Consider the following 13,643-nt stretch of genomic DNA (forward strand, 5'->3'; position numbering starts at 1 on the left):
GACCCAGGCTCAACCGGCGCGGCGGTCGAGCTTCTGGATAGGCCCGGTCCACCACCACAGCGCAGCCAGCGACAGCGGCACCAGCGCGGCAACGAGGATGAAGATCGGAGCGTAGGAATGGCGGGTCAGCACCGGCACCAGCCAGGTGGTGATCAAGGTGCCGGCCACGGCCGCGAGGCCACCGAGGCCCGCCAGCGTGCCCACCGAGCGGCCGTCGAACAGGTCGCCCGGCAGGGTCTGGATGTTGCCGATGGCCACCTGGAAGCCGAACAGCACGGCAGCGATCGCCAGCACCGCCAGCAGCGGCTGGTTGGCCAGCACGGCAGCCAGCAGGGCAGGGGCCATGATTACGCAGCCCAGCGTGATGGCCAGCTTGCGGGCGCGGTCCACGCTGTGCCCGGCGCGGATCATCCGCCCGGACAGCCAACCGCCGCTGAGGCTGCCCAGCATCGCGCCGACAAACGGCACCCAGGCGAACAGGCCGATCTGCTTGATGTCGAAGCCGAAGGTTTCGGCCAGGTAGATCGGCAGCCAGGACACGAACAACCACCAGATCGGGTCCAGCAGGAAGCGGCAGGCGAGCATGCCCCAGCTCTGCCGATGGGCCAGCAGCGAACGCACGCTCACCTTCGGCGCGGCGACATCCTGCTGCCCGGTCTGGTCTTCCATGATCAAGCGGCGTTCCGCATCGCTCACCCACGGATGCTTGTCCGGCCCGGCGCGGTAGACAAACAGCCATGGCAGCAGCCACAGGAAGCCGATCGCACCGACGAGCACGAAGGTGCCGCGCCAGCCCAGCCACAGGTACAGGCCGGCGATGGCCGGTGCGGAGACAATCGCGCCGATCGACGCACCTGCGTTGAACACGCCCTGCGCCAGTGCGCGCTCGCGTGCCGGGAACCACTCGGCATTGGCCTTGACCGCGCCTGGCCAGGCACCGGCCTCGCTGATGCCGAGCATCGCCCGCACCAGGCTGAAGGACAGCATCGAATGGGTGACCGAATGCAGGGCGATGGAGATCGACCACACGCTGATCGACAGAGCGAAACCCAGGCGCGTTCCGATCATGTCGAACAGGCGCCCGAACAGGAACTGGCCGGCGGCATAGAACAGCATGAACACCGTCACCAGCAGCGCGTAGTCATCCTTGGTCGCGCCCACTTCCCTGGCGATTTCCGGCCACATCACCGCCAGTGCGTTGCGGTCGATGTAGTTGATGACCGTAGCCACGGCGATCAGGCCCACGATCAGCCAGCGCACTGTTGAACGCACCGGCACCTTGCGCAGGTTGGCCACCACCGCAGGGCCGTTCATTTCGCGTCCCCCTTGCTGCGGTCCATGCGCGCGTGGCTGCCGCTCCAGCGGTAGGCATGGCCGTCGACGGTCACGCTGTGCTCGCCCTTGGCGCTGCTGTCATCGGCCACGCCCAGCGCGATGCGGGCTCCACTGGCAAGGCGCAGTTCGATCACCTCGGCATCGCTGCCACGGGTGCGCACGATGTCCTTGATGCGGCTGTCTGCGCCGTGCACGTACTCGGCGGTGCCGTTGTACTCGCCGTGCGGCTCCAGCACGCTGAAGAAGGTCACGTCCTTCTGGCCTTCCACGCGCTGCAGCAAGGCCGGTTCGCGGCGCAGGTTGAATTCCGGGTCGTTGGCACCGCTTTCCACCAGCAGCGCCTGCGCGGGTGCGCTGCTGCCGAAGCGGTAGGTGTAGAAGCGGCCGTCCAGCAGCCAGGCCAGCGAACGCGGTTCGCTGCCGGGTCTGCTGCGTGCATCCAGCCACAGGTGCTGGTAGCCGTTGTCCTTGCCCAGCACCGGGCGCTGGGCGGGGAAGTGTTCGGCCTCGAAGCCGGTGGTGACGATGTGACCGTTGAAGTGCAGCGGCAGGTCGTAGCGCGCGGCCTTGTTACCGTGCACCTGCAACAGATCCAGCACCACTGGCAGACCCAGGTCGGGGTGGCGCAGCAGCGCCTGGGTGCGGGTGAAGATCACGCCTGGATACGCATCGCGCATGGTTGCCGAGGCGACCTGGGTATCGGCATCGGCCTGGAAGAAGCGCACCTGCGGGGCATGCTCCTCGCCGCGCTTCCAGTCGCCCTTGAAGTGGCTCTGCTCGTCCACCACCAGGGTGTTGTGGGCCACGGTCTGCTTGGCCCAGCTGCGGTTCTCGGCCAGGTAGATGCCGCCGCGCTTGGCTTCCACGTTGAGGAAGCGGGCCGCGCCGTAGTCGGTCACCACCGGGTTGCCGTTGTCGTAGAACAACCAGCTGAGCTTGTCGAAGTGGCCGTGGCCCATGCCCTGCATGGTGTCCTTCTGCACCAGCGCCTGGCCGCGCTCGCCGTTCATGCGCAGAATGGCCAAGCCGCCGCGGTCGCCGTCAGGGCCGTCGCGCAGCAGCATCGGCCTGTAGTCGAAAGGCTTGGCCTTGTTCGCCGCCAGCGCCTGCGCCACCTCCAGCCCTTCGGGCGAAAGCAGCAGGCGCTTCTGCTGCTGGGCCACGGACAGCAGGCGGTCATCACCTGTACGCGCATAGGCGATGCCGATGCCGGCCACCAGCTCTTCGGTGTCGATGCCTTTGTCCAGGATGGCGTCGTTGATCGGGAAGAACAAGCCGTTGTAGCTGGACTGCACCAGCACATCCACGGCCTTCAACAGCACGCCGTCACGGCGCGCGAAGATCTTCCGCTGAGGTTCGTTGCGTTCTATGGCATTGGCGAACAGCAGGAACGGCGCCAGTGCATAGCGCTGGTAGTAGGGGCCTTCCTCGTAGTAACCATCGGGCGAGAACAGCAGGTCGATCTGCCGAAGAAAGCCGAAATGATCGTCCTTCCGACTGCCGCGCAGGGATTTCTCCACCAGCTCAGGGTCGCGCAGCACGTAGCCGGTCATGCCGGTGGCGGCCACCGCCCAGGTGGCGTGGTTGTGGATCTGGTCGTAGTTCTTCGGCTCGCTGACGAGGAACTCGGCCATTGGCCGGAACACCTTCGATTCGATGGTGTTGCGGTCTTCGGCGGACAGCGCGTCGCGGATCGCGTCGTAGCCCTGGATGGCGTTGACCAGCCATACCGAATCGTTGAGCACCTGCCAGAACACGCGCCCGGGGATCTGCCCACGGCCTTCCGGGTGCGGGCCCAGCGTCGGGTAGAGCTGGGCATACTGCAGCAGCATGTCGCGCGCATAGTCCACGTAGGCCCTGTCGCCGGTCAGCCGGTACAGCGTGCCCGCCGCCAGCAGCGCCTGGTAGTTGCGCTTGTGCTGTTCATGGGTGCGCCCGCCGCCCTTGTCCTTGGGTACCGGCACGTCGATACCGGCTTTCATCATCTTCTTCAGCGTCGCCTCGGTGCGCGCCTGTTCCTTGGAAAACCACGGGTAGCGGCGGCCTTCGCTGGCCATCTGCTGCCACTGTGCGGCGGTGACCAGCACCGGCGCGGCCTCGGCCTGTCGCACGGCAGCAGTGGGGGCTGCGAACAGCGATGCGCTCGGCAGCAGGGCGAAGGGGGCGGCCAAAGCCAGGGAAATGAACAGCGGCTGCAACCTCATCGATCAACTCCATTGCGGGTGCGTGGCAGGGCAACTTCGCCCACCTTGGGATACCAGGCAACGCCGGTCGCCTCGCGCGCGGTCATTGCCAGGGCAGGATCGGCACCCACGGCGGGCAGGGCAGGCGTGGCAACCCACAATCCGCTATCAGCCTGCTGCAGGCTGACACCACGGCTCTCTACGCCTCCCGGGAACACAGTGCTGGCTGCCGGCGACTGCACGTTGCCACTGAAGTCGATACCGGCCAGCGAACTGGCGGCATTGGGCGGGTTCCTGCTGGTGCGGTTGACGATCAGGTTGCCGGTGAAGCGGCTGTTGCTGGCGGCCACCACGATGCCCTTTGCCTCATCATGGCCGACGCCGAAACTGATCTTCGCCACGTCCACGAAGGTGTTGCCGCTGATCGTGGTATTCACCACCGGCGCATAGCCGGACAGCGGCGGATTGGCCTGCGCATCCATCACCGCCAGCGCCGAACGGTTGCTGGACCCGGCCAGCCGTTCAAAGTAGTTGTTGCTGACGGTCTGGTCGGCGTTGATGATGCGTACGCCGCCGGTGCCGGCCTTGTCATCGCCGAGGAAGACATTGTCGATCACCCGGTTGCCATTGCCGTGGCGCAGGGTCAGTGCTCCGGCCGAACGATAGAACACGTTGCCGCGGAAGGTATTGCCGCCAGACTTGTTGGAGACGATTTCGGTCTCGCCGTCGCAGCCTTCGAACCAGTTGTTCTCCACCGTGCTGTTGGAATTGCTCAGTGAGGTGTCACTGGTGCCGACGCGAATCGTTTCACCGCCGTTGACGCCCAGCGCTGGGCGTGGGCCGAACCAGTTGTGGTCGATGCGGTGCTGGTTGTCCAGGCCCTGGGTGGCATCGCGCACCACCACCACGGTCGGCCCGGCATTGGTCTTGCCGCGCAGCTGGCTGTGATCGAGGCGGTTGTGGCTGCCATAGAAGGAAACCCAGTAGTCCTGGTCGCTGGCATCGGGGTTGGTGTAGTCGTCGATCACCAGGCCGGTGACGCGGCTGTTGCTGGCGACGGCCTTGCTCGATTCGCGGAATGCCACCACCGCATCACCCGGTGCGTAGCCGTTGCGGAACACCAGGTTGGACACCTGCAGGTAGCTCCCTGCCAGGCGCAGGTCCGAGCGCCCGCTGAAGACGACCTTGCCGGCGGTCTGCGCGCGCAGCGTGATCGGCGCGGCTGCCGTGCCCTGGCCCTTCAGCAGCAACCGGGCGTCGGTCCAGATGCCGTCAGCCAACACGATCTCATCGCCGGGCTGCAGCGCCGAGGCGGCGGTAGTGAACTCAGCGACATCGTGGACGAGCCAGCTGGTTGCACTTGCCGCTGAATTGGTCAGGCACATGACCAGACCAGTGGCCAGGCAAAACAGCGATGGATTGTTGGACGGGTGACGCGCCAGCGAGTGAATGCGCATGAAATCCTTCCAGGGACGGCCCGGCCGTCGTTTCAGGGTGGGTCTGCATACCACTTTCGGGTCTGTTGTAAGCCAGCTTTCGCGCAAAGTCATGCTGCAGAAGCACATTAAATTGCGATCAACTGGTATGGATCAAAGGCATTTGAACATTCACATACCAATTGGTTGACATTTTCATGTCGCCGTGCCGAAGCTGCGTCCCACGCCTGGCATGCAGGCGATCCTTTGGGAGGAGGAAACCATGCGGCGACCCGCCGGAGCAGTGCATAGCATCTCGTTGTCCCCCACACCCCTGATCGTGGCGCTGCTCGCCGTGCTGGCGGGCCTGCCCACGGCCCAGGCGCAATCCAGCAAGGAGGCAGCAGGGCAGGATCCCACCACGCTGGACCAGGTGCAGGTCACCGGCATCCGCGAATCGATGCAGAGTTCGATCAACAAGAAGCGCGACGACACGGTCATTGCCGATGTGCTCTCGGCCGATGACATCGGCGACCTGCCGGCGCCCTCGCTGGCCGACGCGATCGAGACCCTGACCGGCGCCGCCTCGACCCGCGACAAGACCGGGGCCTCGGAAATCTCCATCCGTGGCCTGGGCGCCTTCCTCAGCAGCACCAACTTCAATGGCCGCGAGATCACCAACGGCAGTGGCGACCGCTCGGTGAACTTCAACATGTTCCCCGCCGAGCTGATCAATACGGTGGCCATCTACAAGACCCAGCGCGCCGACATCATCGAAGGCGGCGTGGCTGGCACCATCGGCCTGGAAACAGTGCGCCCACTGGAGTACGGCAAGCGGGCGACGCAGATCGATCTGCGTGGCAGCTGGGCCGAGTATGACAAGAAGTACCGCGACGACGACGGCATCGGCTACCGCGGCACCGCCAGCTACATCGACCAGTTCGAGTTCGGCAACGGGCAGAAGCTGGGCATTTCGCTGGGTTTCCAGCGCCTGGACGGCACCGATCCGGAAGAGAGCATCACCAGCGGTTCCACCTGGTATGCCTGCGATGGCACGCAGAACGTGGGCAATGCCAACTGCAATGAAGTGTCCGCGCAGGCCATCGCCAACGGCGCACCTTACTACCTGGTGCCCAGCAGCCGCATCTACCGGCTCAAGCAGGAGCGCAACGACCGCCAGAGCGAGTTCGCTGCCCTGCAGTGGCGGCCCAATGACGTGGTTGAAGTGAATCTCGACTTCGAACACACCGAGCGCAACTGGTACGAGAACCGCAGCGATCTGAGCCTGTCCAACGCACGTCGCGGCATCACCCAGCGCGACGTGGACGCAGACGGCATCGTGCGCCACCTGCATGGCAGCACCTCGATCGACTCCACCTCCAACCGCTACTGGCGTGGCGAGGAATACACCGGGGGTGGCCTGAACCTGATCCTGCGACCGACCCCGGCCTGGGAGCTGTCCACCGATCTTTCGTACTCGCATACCAATCGCCTCGATAGCGAGCGCATGACCCGCCTGCGCGCGAACCAGCGCGACGTCAACAATGCCGCCGTGCCCGGCATCAGCAGTGGTGCCACCGGCTACGTGGACTATGACTGGGACTGGCACGGCGAAGTGCCCAGTGTCGCGCTGGCGCCGAACTTCGACCCCACCAACTGGGACGCCTACACCGGGGCGGCGCGGGTGACCTCAAGCGCAACGGAGAATGACCACAAGATCAAGGCCGGCCGCTTCGATGCCAGTTTCATGCCCGAGTCCGGTTTCTTCACCCGCATCAAGGGCGGCGTGCGCGCCAGCCAGGCCGACTACCGCCTGCGCGACAACACTCTGGTAACCGACTACGACCAGCGCGTGGCGGCCGACAAGGCGAAGATCATCGCTGCCAACCAGGCCTGCCGTGCACCATTCCCCCAGGATGACTTCATGGATGCCGCCAGCGGCAACACGATCTCCTCGTGGGCGTACTTCGATCCGAACTGCCTGTACCAGTCGTTCCGTGGCAGCCTCGACAGCGGGCTGGATCCGGGTTTCCAGGATCCGAACAATGTCGATATCACCGAGAAGACACGCGCGCTCTATCTGCTGGGTGAGTTCAGCAGCAGCCTGTTCGGTTTGCCGGTGACCGGCAACCTCGGCCTGCGCTGGGTCAAGACCGATGTTCGCTCCGAAGGCGTGCGTACCGGCCTGCGTATCGATGACAACGGTGACGGGACGATCCGCCTGCAACCCACCGGCGAGTACAGCACGCAGGTGTTCAAGGCGGGCAACGACAAGCTGCTGCCCAGCCTCAACGCGGCCTTCGAACTGCGCCCGGACGTGTTGCTGCGGGTCGGTGCGTACCGCGCGATGTCACGGCCGGACATCGCCGCGCTGGGTGCGGGGCGCACCATTAACGTGAGCAGTGATGCCACCTACGGCAACCTGGCCGATGCGCTGGATGACATCAGCGCCAGTGGCAACCCGGCGGCACAGCCGCTGATGTCCTGGAACGGCGACCTGTCACTGGAGTGGTACCCGAACCCGGACACGATGCTGGCCGGCGCGGTGTACTGGAAGCAGTTCAACGGCGGCACCGCCACCGCGCTGGTGCCGGAGACCTACACCATCGACGGCCAGAGCGTGACTGTGCCGGTGCGGCAGCAGGTAACCACCGACGAGGACAGCACGCTGACCGGCTTCGAGCTGACCGCCACCCATCGACTGTCGTACCTGCCCAAGCCGTTCGACGGGCTGGGCTTCAAGGTCAGCTACAACTACGCCGATGCCGACTACCGGACCCAGGACTCACGACTGGGCGAGCAGCTGGCCAGTGATGGCACGATCATTCCGGCGATCGTGCCGCCGGCGGGTCTCAGCGGCTTCTCGCGGCACGTCCTGTCCGGCTCGATCTACTGGGACGTCGGGCGCTTCAACATCCAGGCCATCGGCAAGTTCCGCTCGCACTACTACCAGGACTTCACCGGCAACACCGCGCAGCAGAACCGCTACTATGATGACAACACCAGCGTGGACCTGCGCCTGCGCTACCGGGTGAACAAGCAGTTGTCGCTGTCGCTGGAGCTGATGAACCTGACCAACGAGCCGCGCGTGGCCTACCAGCCGCTTTATGGGAACTTCCGCGAAGTGGTGACCTACGGGCGGCGTGCGTATTTCGGTGTACGATACAAGTTCTGAACAGGGCGGCGCGGCCAGTGGTCGCGCCGTCGCTCCAACCGGACCCTTGCCGGCCGCGGTGGCAGGGCAGGGACCCGGAGGGAATCGCCAAGGGTCAGCCGCATGTCCGCCAACCGCCTTTACCAGACCATCGCTGCCAAGCTCCGCAAGCTGATCGAGGACGGCGAATTTCCGCCGGGCTCGCGGCTGCCGGGCGAGCGTGAACTGGCCGAACGGTTCGGTGTCAGCCGGGTCACCATCCGCGAAGCCGAGATCGCACTGGAAGCACAGGGCTGGATCGCCATCCGCATCGGTTCGGGCGTGCATGTGAAGCCGCGCCCGACGCAGGCGTCCGGCGGGCTGCCGGATGTCAGCGCCTTCGACCTCACCGCTGCCCGCGCGGTATTCGAAGCCGAGGCTGCCGCGCTGGCTGCCAGCAATCTGGATGATGCCGGCATTGCCGAATTGCAGTCGTTGGCCGAAGCGCTGTGCCGTCGCGACCTGAGCGACGCCGAAGCCGGCGAGTACGACCGCCGTTTCCACCTGGCCATCGCACGGCTTTCCGGCAACCCGGTGGTGGAATTTTTCGTGCAGCAGATCTGGCGCATGCGCAGCGAACTGCCGCGGGTGAGCGAGGTCTATGCCCGGGTCTGCCACGATGATGGCGCCAGCCGTGCCGACGAGCACATGGCCATCTTCGAAGCCTTGCGTGCGCGTGATCCGGTGGCCGCGCGCAATGCCATGCGCCATCACTTCCAGCGCCTGTTCGAAGCCATGCTGCAGGCGACCGAAAGCCAGGCGCTGGAGGAGATCCGCCGCCGCACGCAGCAGGACCGCGAACGGTTCATGGCGACGACGCGTATCTGAAAGGCGTTCTGCGGGCGGCGACCTGATGTGGCTGGCTACCGCCGTCGGGCTTGATGCCCACGGCCTTTCTACACCGCTGGAACCGTGATCCGCTGCAGATCCAGCTTGGCCCTGAGCGCATAGTGCTTGCGGGTGACCGGCACGGTGCAGGTCAGGCGTGGATCCAGGTAGTCCTTGAACATCGGCGGTCGCGAAGCGCCCAGATAGAACGGCCGATCCTGCTTCACCGCGGCTGGCAGCAACACGTCGGACAGATCACTGTCGGACGCATCGGTCACCAGGCAAGGGGCATGGCGGAAGCCGAGCCTGCGCAGCAGATACAGCCGGTGCGAGCCGTTGGTCAGGATGATCCGGCGGCCAATGCGTGTGGCGCTGATCAGGTTGTCGCTGAAACCGAGATAGATGACAAGGGCGTGGCTGGCCGCGCCGAACGGCTCGTAACCGGCGATGGTGCGAGGGTCGATCGTCGCTACGTCGAGGAACCGCAGGTCATTGGACGCAGATGCGAAAGTGTAGCTGCCATCGGACTGGGTAAAGCGCACATCCGGATGTGCGTGGCGTCCACGTCGCGCCACCAGTTCCATGATCTCGCATGCATCGGGTGACGCGGCCGTGGCCGCTGCAAGCTGATCGATGTGGCGCAGGTTGATGCACTCCTGGAAGACCACCAGCCGGTCGATCTCCACCATCTGCCAACTGCGGGGCACCACGCTCGTCATGCGGTGCATCGAGGGTTGGCGAAGCGCCTGCTCGGCCAGTGGCCGCATTTCTTCGGGCAGGTCGAGGACGTCCATGGCATCGGCGTCGTCTGCTTCGTCGTGATGAAGGCGACGCACCAGGGCGCGGGCTTCCCGCCACTGCTCCACCAGCATCGCTTCATCAAGGCTTCCTGGTGGGCAACGCTCCCGGACGAAGCGGATGAACTTCGGCAGTGGAAACAGGCCCTTCAGCAGAAGGGTGGGATCAAGGCCATCGTCATTGATCTCGGTGGGCATCCATCTCGCTCTCTTGGGAGTCGCTGCAGCGGCGTCCGATCACGGTCGGCCGTCACACCAAAATAATATGTTATATCGTAACATTTACGTGCCTTGGCGGCAATCGTCCTGAAACACGCGGGGCGAGGCTGGCCTGGCCGCTGTGCATCCACTGCATCGCGTGGGTGCATCCACTGACTAGAGGAGATGTTCATGAACGAACTGATTGAGCTGGGCGTAGTGGCTGGAGAGCAGAATCACGAAGATCCGAGTGAACTGATCGAGCTGGGCTCGGTGGTTTCCGAAACGAAGGCGCACAACCACGGCACGTTGTGGGATGGCGTCTTCCCGACCACCTCGCCCTGATCCATCGCACCCTGCATGACCTGCGGTGCATGCCCCCCGCATGCACCGCTCTGATGCCTGCAGCAGCATGAGATCACGCTCGCGATGGACCAGCCTGAAACCACCTACTTCCTTTCGAAGCACGCACATGTCTGTGTGACCGGTGACGCAATGGTCATTCTTGATCAGGCGTCCGGCAGCTATCTCTCCATCGATCGGCGCGGAGCGGCGGCGCTTGGCGGGCTGGTGCAGGACTGGCCCCTGGCTTCCGATGGAGCGCCGAGGCCGAGGATGCTGCAGTCGCTGCTTGATCGGCGCCTGATCACCCAGGATCCGCTGCGTGGCAAATCCGCAGCAAGTGCCGAAATCGCGTTGCCCCTGCACTGGGTGCGCGAGGGCGAGTCCCGAGGATGTCCGCCGATCACGGCCTGCGATGTGCGCCGCTTCCTGGCCTCGGTCACGCGCGCGGCCTGCAGCAGGACGTTCCTGCCTTTCAACTACACGGTGTCGGCAGCCCGCAGGCGCGGTCAGGCCTCCATGCCGGGCGAGGTGGATCTGCAGCAGCTGGCCCTCCTGGTCCGGGTGTTCGATTGGTTGCGACCGATCGCCTTCAGGAAGACCGATGAGTGCTTCCTCTACTGCCTGGCCATGCGTGAGTTCCTGTCGCGGTACGGCATCGTTCCCGCGTGGGTGTTCGCGGTGCGCACCCAGCCGTTCGCAGCGCATTGCTGGTTGCAGCACGGCGACCAGGTCCTGACCGACATCCCCTTCAATCTGCGCCGGATGACGCCCATCCTGGTGCTGTAACCGGCTTGAGGCATGTACCGATACATCGCTCTGTTCTGGAACGAACATTCCGAATCCGCTCGTGCGCAGGCTTTGCAGGCCATGGAACGGATCGAAGCGGGCCGCCCCGGCATCGCCTGCGTGATGAAGGGCTGCGGCGGCGCCATCTATGCCCAGACCGACAACCCGGGCTACTTCGATTACAGCCGGTCCGGTCCGCTGGTGGTACTCGGCAAGCTGTTCCACAAGGTGTTCGCCGCCGATACCGTTCCCGCACAGGCATTTCCCGATGCTGCATCGGCAGACAGCGCCTGCAGTACGCAGGGCAGGAGCTTGGTGGAGCAGTACTGGGGGCGCTACGTTGCCGTGGGCTACCAGCCGGATACCACCCGCTGGTTCGTGCTGCGCGATCCGACAGCGGAGATTCCGTGCTACATGACCACGGTCGATCAGTTGACGGTGGTCTTTTCGAGCATGGAAGACTGCCTGCTGCTGGGAGTGGGTGACTTCAACGTCGACTGGTCGTTCCTGTCCTATTCGCTGCTGTTCCCGTTCCGTGACGGCCTGCAGACAGGCTTCGAGGAGGTCACCGCGCTCGAAGCGGGCGAGGCAGTGACGATCCGTGATGGCCGGCCGATCGGCCGGCACTACCAGTGGGATGTGGTGCGGCAGGCCAGTGAAGCGCCCATCGAAGATCTGGAGGAAGCCGTGCAACTGGCACGTGCAACGCTGCTGGGCTGCATTGGTGCGCTGGCGAGCCAGCATCGATGCATCCAGCTTCAGTTGTCCGGCGGGCTGGACTCCTCCATCGTCCTCGCCGGCCTGCTGCATGCGCCCTCCGCACCGGAGGTGAAGTGCGTCCATCACTACGATGCCGGCATTGGTGCCGATGAGCGCATGTTCGCGCGCATGGCCGTTGCCGGTGCCCGTGAATCCTCCGGAAGGAGCTGCGAGTTCGTCGAGTACCAACGGCAGCCGCACTGCTCGCTGGAAGAGATCATGGACTTCCCGCGAACCGCGCGTCCTGCGCATTGCTCGGGTTACCTGCTGCATCGGCGCGACGTGGATGTCGACGCGGACACGGTGCAGTTCACCGGTGTCGGCGGCGATGCGGTCTTCCTCCGCTTCAAGGGCAATGCCGCTGCCATCGATTATGCGTGGCGGCGTGGGATCGACCGCGACTTCTTCCGTGTCGCGTTCGAAACTGCGCAGTCGGGCGATTCGCTGTACGGGGTATTCAAGGATGCCTTCGTCCATGGCATGTTCAAGAAGCCGGGCAGCATCAACGGCCGCTGGGGCAACCCGTGCGAATGGGTGAAGGTGGATGCGTCCGAACAGGATGGCCTGCCGCCGGCCTGGCTGCGGCATGCACGCGCACAGGGGTACAGGCTCTCTCCGCACAAGCTGGCGCACATTGGCCGGATGATCTTCCCGACCAGCGTGCTCGATCCCTTCGAGGGTGCAGGACGCTGGCACGGCGTATCACCCATCAGCGCACAGCCTGTGGTGGAACTGTTCGCCCGCCTGCCGCTGCACCTGCTGATGGCCGGCGCGGAAGACAGGACGATCGCGCGTCGTGCACTGCAGGGCCTGCTGCCGCAGGCGCTGCTCTCGCGCAAGGTGAAGTCCTACCTGGACGATCACTCGGTGGCCGTCACCCAGCGGCATCAGCAGTTCATCAGGGGCCTGCTGGTGGATGGCCTGCTGGCCCGGCGGGGCTACATCGACAGCGCATCGGCCGACGCGGGCATCCGCAGGGTCAGCCCCGATCACTCATCCCAGGTGCTGGGCATCTTCGGTCCGCAGGTCAACATCGAAGCCTGGCTCAGGCGCTGGATGGGCGCGCCAGGCATGCCCGCAGCCGGCGTGGCCTAGGTGCTCCGGCTCATTTCCTCAAGGTAGAGGCTCTCAAGATCATTGGCGGTGATCGTGCTGGCATCCAGCGTCCTGCGCAGCCTGCCGGCCTGCATCAGTCCGATGGTGGTCGCCACTTCGCGGGCACGGAACAGATCGTGGGTGGCCATCAGGATCGCCGTGCCGCGATCGCGCTGGCGCACGATCAGCTCGTGGAACTCGGCCGAGGCGGTCGGGTCCAGGCCGGACGTCGGCTCATCGAGGAGCAGCGCCCTGGCTTCCTTGATGATGGCCAGCGCGATGCCCACCTTCTGGCGCATGCCCTTGGAGTAAAGCCCGACGCGCCGCCCGAATGCCTCGGGTGCCAGGCCAGCGGACCTGAGCGCGTCCTTCAGCCGTGCGGACGAGCGCTGCTCCACCGCAGCCAGGCGCGCGAAGTAATCCAGGTTTTCATAGCCGGTCAGTTCGTCATACAGCGCCACGTTCTCCGGGATGTACAACAGGCGCCGGCGTACCTCGTGTGGCTGCTGCCAGGCACTGAGCCCATCAACCTCGGCGGATCCGGAGGTGGGTTCGAGGAAGCCCAGGAACAGCTTGATCGTGGTCGATTTGCCGGCCCCGTTGGCACCCAGCAGGCAGAAGATCTCGCCGGGGCGCACCGTGAAGCTCACATCATCCAGCGCCCGATGCGTGCCGTGTTCCTTGACCAGATGCGTTGCAGTCAGCATGT

10 protein-coding genes are annotated in these 13,643 nt (G+C 65.0%); 5 read left to right on the plus strand and 5 right to left on the minus strand.

The window, feature by feature from the left end; all coding sequences use genetic code 11:
* Positions 1-9: 9 nt before the first annotated feature.
* From N5D20_RS03985 to N5D20_RS03995, 3 genes are read right to left on the minus strand one after another with little or no spacing between them, the layout of a single operon-like run.
* Positions 10-1,314, minus strand: coding sequence for an MFS transporter (locus N5D20_RS03985; protein WP_248853513.1), 1,305 nt, complete (start codon positions 1,312-1,314; stop codon positions 10-12).
* Positions 1,311-3,539 (minus strand): oligoalginate lyase, encoded by a 2,229-nt coding sequence (locus N5D20_RS03990; protein WP_248853512.1) that lies wholly within the window; start codon positions 3,537-3,539, stop codon positions 1,311-1,313. The genes N5D20_RS03985 and N5D20_RS03990 overlap by 4 nt, the downstream gene beginning before the upstream one ends.
* Positions 3,536-4,975, minus strand: coding sequence for a polysaccharide lyase 6 family protein (locus N5D20_RS03995; protein ID WP_279914340.1), 1,440 nt, complete (start codon positions 4,973-4,975; stop codon positions 3,536-3,538). The genes N5D20_RS03990 and N5D20_RS03995 overlap by 4 nt, the downstream gene beginning before the upstream one ends.
* Positions 4,976-5,216: 241 nt before the next feature.
* On the opposite strand from N5D20_RS03995, the gene N5D20_RS04000 reads away from it, so the two are divergent.
* Both N5D20_RS04000 and N5D20_RS04005 read left to right on the plus strand, forming a co-directional pair.
* Entirely contained in the window at positions 5,217-8,108 is a 2,892-nt protein-coding gene (locus N5D20_RS04000) for a TonB-dependent receptor (RefSeq protein ID WP_279914341.1), read from the plus strand.
* A 102-nt stretch (positions 8,109-8,210) separates the two neighbouring features.
* On the plus strand, positions 8,211-8,954 hold the full coding sequence (locus N5D20_RS04005; RefSeq protein ID WP_010485608.1) for a FadR/GntR family transcriptional regulator: 744 nt from the start codon (positions 8,211-8,213) through the stop codon (positions 8,952-8,954).
* 68 nt (positions 8,955-9,022) lie between these two features.
* Here the strand turns inward: N5D20_RS04005 and N5D20_RS04010 are convergent, their stop codons facing one another.
* The gene (locus N5D20_RS04010; RefSeq protein WP_279914342.1) at positions 9,023-9,949 is read right to left on the minus strand and encodes a hypothetical protein; all 927 of its coding nucleotides are present in this window, start codon (positions 9,947-9,949) and stop codon (positions 9,023-9,025) included.
* A 192-nt stretch (positions 9,950-10,141) separates the two neighbouring features.
* On the opposite strand from N5D20_RS04010, the gene N5D20_RS04015 reads away from it, so the two are divergent.
* From N5D20_RS04015 to N5D20_RS04025, 3 genes are all read left to right on the plus strand, one after another.
* Complete coding sequence (locus N5D20_RS04015; RefSeq protein ID WP_162257677.1) at positions 10,142-10,294, plus strand: hypothetical protein; 153 nt, start codon at positions 10,142-10,144, stop codon at positions 10,292-10,294.
* 135 nt (positions 10,295-10,429) lie between these two features.
* On the plus strand, positions 10,430-11,080 hold the full coding sequence (locus tag N5D20_RS04020) for a lasso peptide biosynthesis B2 protein (protein WP_279914343.1): 651 nt from the start codon (positions 10,430-10,432) through the stop codon (positions 11,078-11,080).
* A gap of 81 nt (positions 11,081-11,161) precedes the next feature.
* Entirely contained in the window at positions 11,162-12,934 is a 1,773-nt protein-coding gene (locus tag N5D20_RS04025) for an asparagine synthase-related protein (RefSeq protein WP_279914345.1), read from the plus strand.
* On the opposite strand, the gene N5D20_RS04030 is transcribed toward N5D20_RS04025, so the two are convergent.
* Positions 12,931-13,641 (minus strand): ATP-binding cassette domain-containing protein, encoded by a 711-nt coding sequence (locus N5D20_RS04030; RefSeq protein WP_248853508.1) that lies wholly within the window; start codon positions 13,639-13,641, stop codon positions 12,931-12,933. The two genes, N5D20_RS04025 and N5D20_RS04030, sit on opposite strands and share 4 nt — an antisense overlap.
* Positions 13,642-13,643: the final 2 nt, after the last annotated feature.

This window comes from Stenotrophomonas sp. GD03877 (assembly GCF_029840555.1).
Classification (GTDB): domain Bacteria; phylum Pseudomonadota; class Gammaproteobacteria; order Xanthomonadales; family Xanthomonadaceae; genus Stenotrophomonas; species Stenotrophomonas geniculata.

Coding starts and splice junctions, on each gene's coding strand:
- N5D20_RS04015 (WP_162257677.1), top strand. CDS start 10,142: ATGAACGAACTGATTGAGCTGGGCGTAGTGGCTGGAGAGCAGAATCAC.
- N5D20_RS04030 (WP_248853508.1), bottom strand. CDS start 13,641: ATGCTGACTGCAACGCATCTGGTCAAGGAACACGGCACGCATCGGGCG.
- N5D20_RS04025 (WP_279914345.1), top strand. CDS start 11,162: ATGGAACGGATCGAAGCGGGCCGCCCCGGCATCGCCTGCGTGATGAAG.
- N5D20_RS03990 (WP_248853512.1), bottom strand. CDS start 3,539: ATGAGGTTGCAGCCGCTGTTCATTTCCCTGGCTTTGGCCGCCCCCTTC.
- N5D20_RS04010 (WP_279914342.1), bottom strand. CDS start 9,949: ATGCCCACCGAGATCAATGACGATGGCCTTGATCCCACCCTTCTGCTG.
- N5D20_RS04005 (WP_010485608.1), top strand. CDS start 8,211: ATGTCCGCCAACCGCCTTTACCAGACCATCGCTGCCAAGCTCCGCAAG.
- N5D20_RS04000 (WP_279914341.1), top strand. CDS start 5,217: ATGCGGCGACCCGCCGGAGCAGTGCATAGCATCTCGTTGTCCCCCACA.
- N5D20_RS03995 (WP_279914340.1), bottom strand. CDS start 4,975: ATGCGCATTCACTCGCTGGCGCGTCACCCGTCCAACAATCCATCGCTG.
- N5D20_RS03985 (WP_248853513.1), bottom strand. CDS start 1,314: ATGAACGGCCCTGCGGTGGTGGCCAACCTGCGCAAGGTGCCGGTGCGT.